Raw genomic sequence first — 13,571 nt, forward strand, 5'->3', positions numbered from 1 at the left:
CGAGAAAACTTGCGAACATTTGTTTGTGTTAGTATAATAAGTTAGAATGTGGGGTGAGGGTATGGGAGAGCTGCAATTTCCTTTAAAGAATGATACAAGTCGTAAAATTATTCATATTGATATGGACGCTTTTTTTGCTTCTGTTGAAGAACGAGACGATCCCAATTTAGCAAAGCATCCCTTAGTTATTGCACGCCATCCCAGCGATACTGGGGGTAAAGGAGTTGTGACGACTGCCAATTATGAGGCGCGCAAATATGGGATCCACTCTGCAATGAGTGCACAAAAAGCGTATGAATTGTGTCCCAAGGCTATTTTTGTACCGGGAAACCACGAGAAGTATCGAAAAGTTTCAGAAGAAGTTCGTCAGATTTTTGCCCGTTATACCGATATTATTGAGCCAGTATCCATTGATGAAGCTTATTTAGATGTTACAGAAAATAAAGTGAACAGTACTTCAGCCGTGAAGGTCGCCCGTTTAATTCAAAAAGAAGTCTGGCAAAAAGTTCACCTTACTTGTTCAGCAGGAGTTAGCTATAATAAATTTTTAGCTAAGTTGGCCTCTGATTATATGAAGCCTCAGGGGATTACGGTTATTCCACCACGGGATGCGATTACTTTTTTAAAAGCTTTACCAATTGAAAAATTTCATGGAGTCGGAAAAAAGACAGTCCCCAAAATGAATGAAATGGGAATTTTTACCGGTGCGGACTTATACGAGAAAACAGAAATGGAGTTAATTCAAACCTTTGGTAAAATGGGCTACTCTTTGTATCGAAAAGTGCGGGGAATACACGATGCACCGGTTGCCGTGACAAGACAGCGAAAGTCAGTTGGAAAAGAACATACTTATGGCAACCCGCTTACTACAGAAGAAGAAGTGTTAACGCAGCTGAGACAATTGTCTGAAAAAGTTGCAGCATCTTTAAAAAGAGTGGGCAAACATGGTAAAACGATTGTTTTAAAAGTGCGCTATACAGGTTATGAAACGGTAACCAAAAGAAAGACACTGCCTACTTATTTAATTGATAAACAAATGATTTTTTCTCAAGCTAGTCTAATTTGGGAAGACGTTGCAGGCATTGAAAAGGGAATTCGCCTTTTAGGGGTGACGGTGACGAATTTGGATCCGGTGACTTTTGAAAATATGACCTTACCTTTGTGGGAAGATGAAAAGTAATGGAATGTAAATATACGTAAAAAGTGAGGCAGAATTTTTATTTTGCCTCACTTTTTGTACACTATTAGAAAAAGATAAAATTTTCACGAAAATAAATTACTTTACAAAAGTTTATGTCGTTTGTTTCAGGTGCAGGCCTTTTAAGAAATAAGGCAAATTGGGAAAATCCTACTTTTTTGTGAGTGGGACAATTGTTTGATTTTTGTGAAGCTAAGCGATGGAGGGCTAGATTAAATCTTGTTTTTTTATTTGTTCAAAATTTTCTGTTGCATCGTGACATTTATCCCAAATAACCGCTTTTCCAAGCGCCAATGATTTTTTGACATCTAGGATTCGTTGATTGCTACTGCCACGAAATTGTAAATTTAAATTTCGTTTGGCTAGTTCAAAGCGCCCATCTACTAAGATGTCAATTTTATTTAGCAATTCCAATTTGTCGTCAGTCTCTTGCAATAGCTCTTCAAAAGTATATCCAGACCAACTCCAAATATCTTTTTTTTCACCAAATTCTTTTTTTACTCGATTAACTACTTGTAAACAAACACTTGTATTTAAAAAAGGTTCACCGCCTAATAGCGTTAAGCCTTGAACATAGTCGTGAGATAAGTCTGTGATGATTTGATCTTCTAATTCTTTAGTAAAAGGAGTACCGTAGTTAAAGTTTTGGACAGCTTTATTAAAGCAGCCTTCACAGGCAAAAAGACAACCACTAACATATAAACTATTGCGGACACCTTCACCGTCGACAAAATTAAATGCTTTATAGTCGGCAATATAATTTTTACTATATTTACTTGCTTGCCATTCTTTAGGCTTGGGGTTGCGCATAAAAAAAGCCTTCTTTCTGTTAATCGCTTATTTAGCTAAGCGGGTTTACTTCTTTGCAATAAGACCCGAGCATCAGTTGCCTGAGTTCGGGTCATTTTTTCTAACTTCCATAAAAGTGGCCTTATTTCATATGTTTTACGCGGGATGAAATTTCTTTATGACGACCATGTACCATGGGGCGCGCTTGGGGATTACCTAAATAACCACAAGTTCGTTTTACCACGTCACAGGTTTTAGGATCGTGATTGCCACATTGCGGACATTCAAAGCCGCGTTCTGTTGGGGTGAAGTCACCTTCAAAACCACATTCATAACAGTGATCAATTGGCGTATTTGTGCCTAAATAGCCAACTTTATCGTAAGAATAATCCCACACAGCTTCTAGAGCTTTTGGATTTTGTTGCAACATCGGATATTCGCAGTAGTGAATAAAGCCACCGGAACAATATTTTGGATAATCTTTTTCAAAGTCTAATTTTTCAAAAGGTGTTGGGTTTTTACGAACATCATAATGGAAGCTGTTGGTATAGTATTCTTTATCAGTGACGTTTTCAACGATACCAAATTTTTCAGTATCCAAACGACAAAAACGATCTGTCAAACTTTCGCTTGGCGTTGAATAAACGCTAAAGTGGTAACCATATTCATTACCCCAATCATCAGCGTGAGCTTTCAATGATTTGACAATACTTAAGGTAAAGTCTTTTGCAGTTGGATTATTTTCCCAAGCACCACCAAAGAAAGTAGAAGCAACTTCATATAAGCCAATATAACCTAATGAAACAGTTGCCCGCTTATTTTTAAATAATTCATTCACGGCATCGGTCCGGCTTAAACGTTTACCAAAGGCACCGTACATATATAAGATTGGGGCATTTGCAGGGATTGCTTCTTTACAACGCTCTACGCGATACACCAAAGCATCTTTCACAGTTGCTAAGCGCTCTTCTAAAAGTGTCCAGAATTTATCTTGATCACCAGCAGCCTCTAATGCGATACGTGGTAAGTTTAAGGTAACCACACCTAAATTCATCCGACCAACGTTTACTTCTTGCCCTGACTCATCTTGCCAACCTTGTAGAAAAGAACGGCAACCCATTGGTACTTTGAAACTGCCTGTCAATTCAACAATTTTATCGTAGTTTAAAATATCAGGATACATCCGTTTTGTCGCACATTCCAAAGCCAATTGTTTAATATCGTAGTTTGGATCAGTGGGGTTAGAATTAACGCCTTTTTTAATTGAAAAAATCAATTTTGGAAAAATAGCAGTTCGTCTCTCACTTCCTAGGCCATTAATACGAATTTGTAAAATAGCCCGTTGAATCTCTCTTTCAAACCAGTTTGTCCCAAGGCCAAAGCCAAGGGAAGTGAAAGGAGTTTGACCATTTGAAGTAAATAAAGTATTAATTTCATATTCCAAACTTTGCATCGCATCGAAAATATCTTTTTTGGTTTTTGCTTTGGCGTATTCTTCACGACGTTTAGGATTTTCAATCCATTTTAGTGCATCTTGCATATGCTTTTGATAATTTAATTTTGCAAAAGGTGCTAATAACTCATCAGTTCTATCAGCAGAACAACCGCCATATTGGCTAGAAGCTACATTGGCGATAATTTGTGAGATTTGGGCAGTGGCAGTTTGAATTGATTTTGGTGATTCTACTTCTGCATTGCCAATTTTAAAACCATCATTTAGCATGCCCTTAAAATCAATTAAACAGCAGTTGGTCATAGGGGTATAGGGATGGTAATCCAAATCATGGTAATGAATATCACCTTTTTGATGTGCGTTTGCGACATGTGTCGGTAACATTTTTAAGCCAATCGATTTTCCAACGATGCCGGCTGTTAAATCCCGTTGTGTATTGAAGACATTACTGTCTTTATTGGCATTTTCATTGACGACACTTTGATCTTTGTTAATTAAACGCCCAATTGTAAAATTAATATCTGTTGCCTTACTACGGTCAAAATCGCGGCGGGTGCGATAATTAATATAAGCTTCTGCGATTTCATATTCGCCTTTTTCTAAAAGGATGTGTTCGACAATATTTTGGATTTCATAAATTTTGACATCAGTTGAAAAGCGTTGGCCAATTTCAGCATCAATCCGCTCAACAATTTCTAATAGACGTTCATGATCAATCGGGGATAATTCACCGTGAATTTGTTGTTTTGCCTTAACCAAAGCATCATAAATTTTTTGGTCATCAAAATCCATTAGGCGTCCGTCTCGTTTAATGATTTTAATGGTTTGCAGTTGGGGATGCACCTCGCGTGCTAGCTGCTCATTTTTTAAATCCATCATTTTTGCTCACTCCTTTATTTCTTAAACCATGTCCTTTACTGTTAACTAGTTAGAAAAGACCAGCTTAATCAGCAGACTATTGTGTCTGAACTCACATAATATGATAGCCGAAAAGTAAGTCAGGTGCAACCAAAAACACAACTATATATAGTGCCATTGTTTTAATTTAATACTATTAAACACTATATCTAGTGTATAAAAAATATGTAAAAATGTTGAAAACAGATAGGGATAGGTTTTTGCTATTTATAAAAAACAGAAATTTGCATAAAAAGATGAATGGTGCACAAGAAAAAATTTTTGTTTAAATTTTTCCCTTGACTTACCTTAAAAACTGCGCATTTAAAACACCTTGTGCTACCATAAAGATAATAAGTAAGTTGTCTTAAATTATTTAACAAAAGGACTAAATGAGGTTGAAATATGAAAAAAATAATAGAAGTAAAACATTTGAGTAAAACATATGGAAATCGTTTTAATCAGACCAAGGTGCTAGATAATCTGTCCTTTAGTGTTGATGAAGGAGAATTTGTCGGCATCATGGGACCAAGCGGTGCGGGAAAAACGACTTTAATGAATATATTAGCTTCCATTGCCCTGCCGACTTTTGGAACAGTAAAAGTGGACGGACAAGATCTGACTGCACTAAAAGAAGATCAGTTAAGTGATTTTCGCCGTAAAGATTTGGGGTTTATTTTTCAAGAGTTTAATTTATTGCCTACGCTTACAGCCAAAGATAATATCATCTTGCCTTTGGCGATTGATTTTTTAAAAGTCGAAGAGATTGAAAGCCGCGTGACAGAAGCAGCTGACTTATTAGGAATTAAAGCTATTTTACATCGTTATCCAGAAGAGTTATCAGTAGGACAAAGACAACGGGTGGCAGCTGCCCGTGCTTTAGTCGTGCGACCACGGATTATTTTTGCCGATGAACCAACAGGTGCGCTTGATTCAAAATCTGCCACGGAGTTACTGTATTATTTAAGTGAATTAAATCAAAAGCAAAATAAAACCATTTTAATGGTAACCCACGACCCCTATACCGCAAGTTATTGCAATCGCATTTTATTTATTAAAGATGGAGTCTTTTTTTCTGAGGTTGTTAAAAGAGGTAGCAGGCAGAATTTCTTTGAACAGGTGATTGATATGCAGGCAACTTTAGGCGGCGGGGGACGACGAAATGCTTTATAAATTATCCTGGCGTAGTTTTTTAAAACAATTTCGCAATTACGGCATTTATTTAATTAGTATCACGATGGCGGTGATGATTTATTATTCTTTTAATGCCATGACGCATGATCAGCCACTAACAAAACGGGCTAGCCAAGATATAAAAATTGAGAATATCTTAACGATTGGTAGTTTTTTTGTCATTGTGATGATGGTCTTTTTTGTATTAAGTGCCAATCGCTTTTTTATCGCAAAACGGCAGCAAGAAGTTGCACTTTACCAATTGTTTGGTTTAAAACGGCGGCGGATTATTTTACAATCGTTAGTCGAAATTTTTGCCTTGAACTTATTGGCATTTTTAGTGGGGATTAGTCTGGGTGTCATTTTTTCCAAACTTTTTTCCATGATTTTAGTAAAGGCAATGGCTTTAGATGTTACGAGTACCTTGTTTTTTTCATGGCAATCTGTTCAGGTTACTGCGGCTGTTTTTCTTTTTGTTTTTATTATCAGTGCATTTCAAAACATTATTGTTTTATCTAAAAAGCAAGTGGATGGTGTATTCTCGGTTAAGTCACAGTTTGACTTGCAAAAGTTAAAGACAAAGCCTTATGAAATTAAATTAGGTATTTTCAGTGTTTTGTTAATTAGCTGTGGCTATTTGGCTGCTGTATTTATTCGACCACTAATTTTTCGCTTTTTCTTACTGACAAAAAGTTTTTCTATTTTAATTTGGCTACCGGGAGGTATTTTACTTGCTTGTATTATCGGCACGTATTTATTTTATCGCTATGGTTTAAAAACTATTTTTTATTTTCTTGATAAAAAGAAAAGTCGTTATCAAGGTCTAAACTATTACGAACGTAGTCGCAGTTTGGTCGCTATATTAAAAAATTGGCGTTCTTTGGCACTGCTTACTATTTTGACATCATTAGCCATTGCATTAATTGGCGGTGCAATTTCTCTTGTTAGTATTCAAAGTCGCGTCAGTCAAAATGAAACGCCAACTGACTTTCAAGTGCACAGCAGTGAACTGGGAAAGCTAGAAGCCATCGTTCGTGAAAATGATGGCAAGGTAACCACGACCCAAAATTTACAGTATAAAGTCACAGCAGGCCGCTTTGCACTAAAACTTTTTAGTAGTGAAGAAATGGAGCAATTTAATTTAATTAATATTTTACGCTTTAGTGACTATCAAAAATTTCAGGCACAGCATCCTGATTTGCCCAAAATTGAGCCATTACAGGTTAATCGTGGCATTTTATTTGATTATAATTATATGATGTTTAACAGTGTCAGCGAGCTTAGCCGCCAAGTGACGTTGCCAAATGGGCTAGATATTAAAGTAGAACATTTTTATTCGGATTTGCTGGGGGACGCTTTGTTGCGCTATGCTGCTGGGGTGTTGGTTTTACCAGATGAACAGTTTCAGAATATTCAAGGGGTTGACTACACCATTGCTATGGTCAATGTAAAGACAAAAGATGAAGAGCAACTAGCAACTTCAGTTGAAAAAGAGTTGAAATCTGATTGGGGAAATGATATTTACTATGACTTTACGTATAAAAATGACAAATTAAAAGGTGAAATTACCACCAAAGTATTGAAGAATGCTACTCCCCATGCTTTTACTGGAAACTATTCCCGGTTAAATCACACGAGTCGCTTTCCAATTGTACGCAGGGCCACAAGAGAAGCGGGAATTTTCATGTATGTGGCAACATTTCTAGGTATGATTGCTTCGATCACTACTGCTGCGATTGTCATGTTGCGGCAACTTTCAGAAGTTGAAAATGGTAAAAAAGACTTCTTGTTGTTGCAAAAATTAGGCGTTAGTCGTAAACAAATGAAGCGCAACTTGTATTATCAAAATGCTTGGATTTTTGCTCCCCCAGTTTTATTGGTGTGTGGTCATGCCGGGTTTGCGATTTATACATGGTCCCAATTTGTCACCAACGGTAGTTATTGGCTCGCTTATTTATTCTGTGGTATCGTCGCAGTGATTTATTTAGTCGCCTACATTTTAACAGTCAAATTTTTCTTACACAGCTGGGAAAGCTGAGGATAATACCTGTATTTTGGCCTGTTTTCTAAAATAGCACGCTTCTTTAAAATAGAATTCATTTCAGGAAAATGCCGTGAGTATTAAAGGTGCATTACATATTAAAAAAATCAGTAACGATGGTACTTAGATAAAGCCTTTTAAGTGAGTAAATTGAAAGGGCTTAAGTGACGAAAGTGTTAGATTCTTCTTTTTACTGTAAGTTGAAAAAATGTTCTAATTTAAACAAATACTCTATACTTAAATTGAAAAGGAGAGAGTGATAATGAAAAATTGGTTGCAAAAAGAAAACACCCATTATTGGTTAACATTTATTGGCAAAACGCTCTTTTACTTCTGTGTCCTACTGATTCTGATTTATTTGTATCACTACAAGAACATTCAGGGCGGCACATTTATTTACAATGAATTTTAAGAGGTGAGAGCAGATGACTGTAACAAACATTATTGAACAAATTGATTCTTGGAGCGTAAAAGAACCAAATCGTATCGCCTATATTGATGAAAAAGAGTATACCTATGGTCAGTTAAAAAGATGGTCAGATCAGCTTGCTACCTTTTTAGCTGAAAAATTTGCTGATAGAAGACCTATTGTAGTTTACGGTGATTTAGAATTTGAAATGTTAGCCGCTTTTTTAGGTGCTAGTAAAGCAGGACATGCCTATATCCCCATCGAAGCTAATACGCCAAATGATCGGGTGGAATTGATTTTAAATGTAGCGCAACCTGCGTTAATCATTAGTGTGGAAGCGTGGCCTGATATTTCTTCTGACTGTGAAGTAATAACACCAAATGCATTAGCAGAAATTTTTGCTGCAAAACAAACTGTGGCGAAATTTGAAAGTGTTCAAAATGATGAAAATTATTATCTAATTTTCACCTCAGGTACCACAGGGGTTCCAAAAGGGGTACAAATTAGTCATAACAATTTATTATCCTTTGTAAATTGGACTCTAACTGATTTTGTTTTACCAGAGCAAAGTCGCTTTTTATCACAAGCCCCGTACTCATTTGATTTATCTGTCTTTGATGTTTATCCGGCATTGTGTTCAGGGGGCTCTTTAGTTCCTTTGAAAAAAGAAATTATCAACGATTTTAAGACCTTATTTGCCACATTACCAAAATTGGCATTGGAAGTTTGGGTTTCAACACCATCATTTATGGATATTTGCTTAATGGAAAAAGAATTCAACGCAAAAAATATTCCAAGTTTAACTACATTTATCTTTTGTGGTGAAGAGTTAACGAAAAAAACGGCTCAAAGTTTATTGGAACGTTTTCCTGCGGCTCATATTTACAATACCTATGGTCCTACAGAAGCGACAGTGGCGATTTCTGGTGTGGAAATTACCCCTGCATTATTAGAACAAGTTGACCGCTTACCAATTGGGTATGTAAAAGAGGATACAAAAGTAACCATTATGGATGAAATGAATGTATTAGCAGCCGGTGAGGTTGGCGAAATTGTCATTTCTGGACCAAGTGTTTCAAAAGGTTATTTGAATAATCCTGAAAAAACCGCTCAAGCTTTCTTTTTATTAGATGGTAACTGGGCTTATCGAACCGGAGATGCGGGGAGTTTACCAGCAGATGGATTATTACGTTACGAAGGCCGCATTGATTTTCAAGTGAAACTTCATGGCTATCGCATTGAATTAGAAGACGTAGATCATCATTTAAACCAAGTATCGCTAGTTAAACAAGCGACAGTGGTACCCAAGTATCAAGATCACAAGGTACAGCAATTGGTTGCTTTTGTAGTCGCCAATGAAAATGATTTTGCTAAAGAATTTCAATTAACCAAAGCCATTAAAGCTGAACTAGCTGAAGGTGTGATGGATTACATGATCCCACAACGCTTTGTTTATGTGGAACAATTACCTCGTAGTGCAAACGGTAAAATCGATCGTAAGGGTCTGATAAATGAGGTGAACGGCTAATGGTCTTTCCACATAGTATTCCCTATGCAGATCCTAAATACTTTTTATTATTGCTCGTTGCGTTTATTCCACTGATTTTAAGTATGTTGATTGCAGGTAAAAGGCCTTCTTTTTACCAAACCCTTGTGACGTTATTTTTCTTATACGTTAGTTTTGGCGGTGCAAGTTGGCATCAAGGGGTAGCGCTGATTGTCTATGTTGTTTGGCAAACATTACTGGTTTACCTCTATTTTTTATATCGCCAGCAAAAAAATAGCAGTGGTGTCTTTTATACCGCCGTTGTCTTGGCAATTTTGCCTTTAGCCATTACCAAAGTCACACCTTTTTTTAATGGTGGTCATAGTTCTATATTAGGTTTTTTAGGGATTTCTTATTTGACCTTTAAATCGGTACAAATGATCATGGAAACCCGTGATGGCATGATTAAATCGTATAAAGTTTGGCATTACATCCAGTTTCTATTGTTTTTCCCAACGATTTCTTCTGGGCCAATTGATCGCTTCCGGCGGTTTGATAAGGACTTAGATAATCCTCCAACACCAGAAAAATATGTGGATCTTTTAGGTACTGGTATTCATCGCATTTTTGTCGGTTTCTTATATAAGTTTATTATCGGCTATTACTTTGGTTCAGTTTTGTTACCACCAATTGAGCGGGCCACTATCGTCAATGGCGGTATCTCATGGGCCTTAGTTTTATATATGTATGTTTATAGTATGTATTTATTCTTTGATTTTGCAGGGTATAGTTTGTTTGCAGTTGGAACGAGTAATATTTTGGGTTACGAAACACCAATGAACTTTAATAAACCATTTTTAGCTTGGAACATCAAGGAGTTTTGGAATCGTTGGCATATGACGTTGTCTTTTTGGTTCCGTGATTACATTTACATGCGTTTAATGTTTACTTTATTGAAAAAGAAAGTATTCAAAAGTCGGATCGTTGCTTCAAATGTTGGTTACTTTGCCCTCTTTTTAATTATGGGGGTCTGGCACGGTTTGGCTTGGTATTATATCGTCTATGGTTTATACCATGCTACGTTGATTTGTTTAACCGATGCCTGGTTGCGTTATAAGAAAAAACATAAAAATTTACCGTCAAATAAGTTTACCCATGGATTGGCAATCTTCTTAAACTTTCAGGCAGTATGCTTTAGCTTTATGATTTTTTCAGGAATTTTAGATAAATTAATTTAAAAGAGGAGAATGAATAATGAAAGACACAGTATTAGACATTTTAGAAGAAATTACCGGAACAGATGAAGTAAAACAAAATTTAGATGTAAATTTATTTGATGAGGGCTTAATGGATTCTATGGCAACGGTTCAATTGCTAGTTGAATTAGAAGGACAACTAGATGTTCAAGTGCCTGTTTCAGAATTTGACCGCGAAGAATGGGATACACCAAATAAAATTATTGCTAAAGTTTCTGAATTAAAAGGAAATTAATTATGAAAAAAAAGCTTCTTGCTATTTTTGGGCCGGTAATAGCAGCTGTGGTCCTGCTAGCGCTGTTTTTCTTTTCACCTTTTAAGATTAATGACGAAGATAAAGGCTTATGGGAAAAAGCTAGCAGCTCCATGTCAGGAAATATTTTACGGGGTAATTCAATTAAAAATGAAGCCGTAAAATCTGGTGAATATGTACCGTTTTTTGGTTCTTCTGAACTAAGTCGTATCAGTCCTTTTCACCCGTCTGTTTTAGCCAAAAAATATAATCGAAATTACACTCCTTTTTTACTAGGGGCACCAGGAACGCAATCTTTAACGCAATACATGATGATGCAGTCATTTGGTAGTGATTTGAAAGATAAAAAAGTAGTCTTTATTCTTTCGCCACAGTGGTTTGTCAAAGGCGGGATTAAACGTGCCTATTTTGATGCGTATTTTTCTGAATTACAAACTTATACTTGGGCGATTAAGCTAGACAAAGTTTCTGAAACTGACAAATACTTAGCTAAACGTCTGTTAGCTTATGGTAAAGTCAACCATGATGAAACCTTGAAGCTTTTGTTAAGAGAAATTGCTAAAGGTAAAGTACCAACGACAAAACAAGTAGATGTGGCTAAATTCCATATCAACATGTTAAATCGAGAAGACGAACTCTTTAGTGAAATTGGCTTACTTTCAAAAAATTCACAAATTGCACAACAAGCAAAAAAATTACCAGCTGCATACAATGAGCAAAAATTAGATGAACAAGCCAAAGAGATTGGTCAAAAAGCTACGACGAATAATTCTTTTGGCATTGAAAATAATTTTTATACGCATCGCATTAAACCGCGGTTGGCTAAATTTAATGATTCACAGGTAAAATGGGATTATCGTTATTCAAAAGAATTTTCAGATTTCCAATTGGTTTTAGATCAACTTGCCAAAGAAAATACACAAGCCCTCTTTATTATTCCGCCAATTAACGGGAAATGGAGCGAATATACAGGCTTATCTCAAAATATGCTGCAAGAATTTAGCAAAAAAATCACGTATCAATTACGTTCTCAAGGCTTTAATCAAATTGCTGATTTCACCAATAAAGATCAGGAGCCTTATTTTATGACAGATACTATCCATTTAGGCTGGCGCGGATGGTTAGCAGCAGATCAATATATTCAACCGTTTTTGGAAGAAAAAACAGCCCAGCCAAGCTATCACTTGAATAATTATTTTTATTCACAAGATTGGCAAAATCAAAATCCAGAAACAATTAAATAATTTGTAACGGCAGTTGGTGGCAAAGCTACATTTAGAGCACCACTTATTAAAAATAGTAGCTGGGATTATATTAATGTCCCAGCTACTGTTTTTATATGCCCCGTGTTATAATCAAGGACGTAATAAATAATGCTAGGAGTTGCAATTGAGATGGACAAAAGTGAAGAGCAGTTACTAATTGAATTAACCCAAGCTAGAGGTGTACCAGGCAATGAAGATGAAGTACGTGAAGTCTTTAAAAAATACGCTGCCCCGTTTGCCGAAGATATTTCTTTTGATGGTTTAGGTAGTGTTATTGCAAAACACGTAGGTGAAGGTGGTGGCCCGAAAATTTTTATTTCTGGTCACATGGACGAAGTTGGCTTTATGGTGACCAAAATCACCGAGCAAGGCTTTATTGAATTTCAAACATTAGGTGGTTGGTGGAGCCAAGTGATGTTGGCCCAACAAGTAGAAATTAAAACACAAGCGGGCAAATTAATTCGCGGTGTGATTGGTTGTAAACCACCCCATGTCCTAACTCCAGAAGCCCGAAAACAACCTTATGAAATTAAAGACATGTTCATTGATATTGGCGCAACAAGTCTCAAAGAAGCAAAAGATTGGGGCATTCGTCCAGGCGATATGATTACGCCATATATTGAATATGAGCGTTTAAACGGCGGTAAATTTTTACTAGCAAAAGCATGGGACAATCGTGTCGGTACGGCTGTTTCATTACGTGTTTTGGAAAACTTAGCAAAAGAAGGACACCCAAACTGTCTTTTTGCTGGTAGTGATGTCATGGAAGAAGTAGGTTTAAGAGGTGCAAGAACCAGCACACATTTAGTAAACCCAGATATTGCACTTGCACTAGATACCGGTACGGCTGGTGATACACCAGGTATGACGCCAAAAGAAGCCGATTCTAAATTGGGTGCAGGTCCGCAAGTTCTAATCTTTGATGCTTCGATGGTACCACATAAAAAATTATTGAACTTTGTTGTAAATGTTGCAGAAGAATTAGAAATTCCTTTCCAATATACGGTTATTACCGGTGGGGGAACAGACGCAGGGCAAATGCACTTAACTCGTGATGGCGTACCTTCTCTTGCCATTACAGTACCAGTGCGCTACTTGCATTCCCATACTTCAATTATTCACGAGGACGACTACTTAAATACAGTTAAATTAGTAACGGAAGTTGTTCGTCGTTTGGACGATGAGGCAGTTAAGGCCATTCGTAGTTATTAATTTATATCCTGTGGGATTGTTTCATTAGAATGTAAAAAGACTTTCCAGTTTTGTCATGTTTTTTTAAGTTTACTTTTCGGTCAAACTTTTAAAAGAAGATGATTTGCTGGTAAAGTCTTTTTTTATTGCTGAAAAAAGA

The 13,571-nt window shown here is 36.5% G+C and carries 11 protein-coding genes; 9 read left to right on the plus strand and 2 right to left on the minus strand.

Annotated features, from left to right (window positions below):
* The first annotated feature begins 61 nt into the window (after positions 1–61).
* A complete protein-coding gene (gene dinB, locus JZO76_RS09455) occupies positions 62–1,180 on the plus strand; it encodes a DNA polymerase IV (protein WP_206903910.1) in 1,119 nt (372 codons plus the stop codon).
* A gap of 225 nt (positions 1,181–1,405) precedes the next feature.
* Here the strand turns inward: dinB and nrdG are convergent, their stop codons facing one another.
* Both nrdG and nrdD read right to left on the minus strand, forming a co-directional pair.
* Positions 1,406–2,008 carry an anaerobic ribonucleoside-triphosphate reductase activating protein gene (nrdG, locus tag JZO76_RS09460; RefSeq protein ID WP_206903830.1) on the minus strand — a complete coding sequence of 201 codons (603 nt, stop codon included), beginning with the start codon at positions 2,006–2,008 and terminating at the stop codon, positions 1,406–1,408.
* A 121-nt stretch (positions 2,009–2,129) separates the two neighbouring features.
* Positions 2,130–4,319 carry an anaerobic ribonucleoside-triphosphate reductase gene (gene nrdD / locus JZO76_RS09465; protein ID WP_206903831.1) on the minus strand — a complete coding sequence of 730 codons (2,190 nt, stop codon included), beginning with the start codon at positions 4,317–4,319 and terminating at the stop codon, positions 2,130–2,132.
* Between the two features lie 423 nt (positions 4,320–4,742).
* On the opposite strand from nrdD, the gene JZO76_RS09470 reads away from it, so the two are divergent.
* The 8 genes from JZO76_RS09470 to JZO76_RS09505 all read left to right on the plus strand — a co-directional run bounded on the left by JZO76_RS09470 (position 4,743) and on the right by JZO76_RS09505 (position 13,432).
* Complete coding sequence (locus JZO76_RS09470; RefSeq protein ID WP_206903832.1) at positions 4,743–5,510, plus strand: ABC transporter ATP-binding protein; 768 nt, start codon at positions 4,743–4,745, stop codon at positions 5,508–5,510.
* Positions 5,500–7,548 (plus strand): FtsX-like permease family protein, encoded by a 2,049-nt coding sequence (locus JZO76_RS09475; RefSeq protein ID WP_206903833.1) that lies wholly within the window; start codon positions 5,500–5,502, stop codon positions 7,546–7,548. Before JZO76_RS09470 ends, JZO76_RS09475 begins: the two co-directional genes overlap by 11 nt.
* Positions 7,549–7,813: 265 nt before the next feature.
* A complete protein-coding gene (locus JZO76_RS09480) occupies positions 7,814–7,963 on the plus strand; it encodes a teichoic acid D-Ala incorporation-associated protein DltX (RefSeq protein WP_206903834.1) in 150 nt (49 codons plus the stop codon).
* A gap of 13 nt (positions 7,964–7,976) precedes the next feature.
* Positions 7,977–9,488: a D-alanine--poly(phosphoribitol) ligase subunit DltA gene (gene dltA / locus JZO76_RS09485; RefSeq protein WP_206903835.1), complete on the plus strand. Its 1,512-nt coding sequence runs from the start codon at positions 7,977–7,979 to the stop codon at positions 9,486–9,488.
* A complete protein-coding gene (gene dltB, locus JZO76_RS09490) occupies positions 9,488–10,684 on the plus strand; it encodes a D-alanyl-lipoteichoic acid biosynthesis protein DltB (RefSeq protein ID WP_206903836.1) in 1,197 nt (398 codons plus the stop codon). The genes dltA and dltB overlap by 1 nt, the downstream gene beginning before the upstream one ends.
* 16 nt (positions 10,685–10,700) lie before the next feature.
* Positions 10,701–10,937 carry a D-alanine--poly(phosphoribitol) ligase subunit DltC gene (gene dltC / locus JZO76_RS09495; RefSeq protein ID WP_016172567.1) on the plus strand — a complete coding sequence of 79 codons (237 nt, stop codon included), beginning with the start codon at positions 10,701–10,703 and terminating at the stop codon, positions 10,935–10,937.
* Between the two features lie 2 nt (positions 10,938–10,939).
* On the plus strand, positions 10,940–12,199 hold the full coding sequence (gene dltD, locus JZO76_RS09500; protein ID WP_206903837.1) for a D-alanyl-lipoteichoic acid biosynthesis protein DltD: 1,260 nt from the start codon (positions 10,940–10,942) through the stop codon (positions 12,197–12,199).
* Positions 12,200–12,349: 150 nt separating this feature from the next.
* A complete protein-coding gene (locus tag JZO76_RS09505; RefSeq protein ID WP_206903838.1) occupies positions 12,350–13,432 on the plus strand; it encodes a M42 family metallopeptidase in 1,083 nt (360 codons plus the stop codon).
* Positions 13,433–13,571: the final 139 nt, after the last annotated feature.

The sequence above is a fragment of the Candidatus Enterococcus myersii genome, assembly GCF_017316025.1.
Classification (GTDB): Bacteria; Bacillota; Bacilli; order Lactobacillales; family Enterococcaceae; genus Enterococcus_C; species Enterococcus_C montenegrensis.

Excerpts from the sequence above, each read along its gene's own strand:
- dinB (WP_206903910.1), top strand. The coding sequence starts at position 62 with ATGGGAGAGCTGCAATTTCCTTTAAAGAATGATACAAGTCGTAAAATT.
- nrdG (WP_206903830.1), bottom strand. The coding sequence starts at position 2,008 with ATGCGCAACCCCAAGCCTAAAGAATGGCAAGCAAGTAAATATAGTAAA.
- nrdD (WP_206903831.1), bottom strand. The coding sequence starts at position 4,319 with ATGATGGATTTAAAAAATGAGCAGCTAGCACGCGAGGTGCATCCCCAA.
- JZO76_RS09470 (WP_206903832.1), top strand. The coding sequence starts at position 4,743 with ATGAAAAAAATAATAGAAGTAAAACATTTGAGTAAAACATATGGAAAT.
- JZO76_RS09475 (WP_206903833.1), top strand. The coding sequence starts at position 5,500 with ATGCTTTATAAATTATCCTGGCGTAGTTTTTTAAAACAATTTCGCAAT.
- JZO76_RS09480 (WP_206903834.1), top strand. The coding sequence starts at position 7,814 with ATGAAAAATTGGTTGCAAAAAGAAAACACCCATTATTGGTTAACATTT.
- dltA (WP_206903835.1), top strand. The coding sequence starts at position 7,977 with ATGACTGTAACAAACATTATTGAACAAATTGATTCTTGGAGCGTAAAA.
- dltB (WP_206903836.1), top strand. The coding sequence starts at position 9,488 with ATGGTCTTTCCACATAGTATTCCCTATGCAGATCCTAAATACTTTTTA.
- dltC (WP_016172567.1), top strand. The coding sequence starts at position 10,701 with ATGAAAGACACAGTATTAGACATTTTAGAAGAAATTACCGGAACAGAT.
- dltD (WP_206903837.1), top strand. The coding sequence starts at position 10,940 with ATGAAAAAAAAGCTTCTTGCTATTTTTGGGCCGGTAATAGCAGCTGTG.
- JZO76_RS09505 (WP_206903838.1), top strand. The coding sequence starts at position 12,350 with ATGGACAAAAGTGAAGAGCAGTTACTAATTGAATTAACCCAAGCTAGA.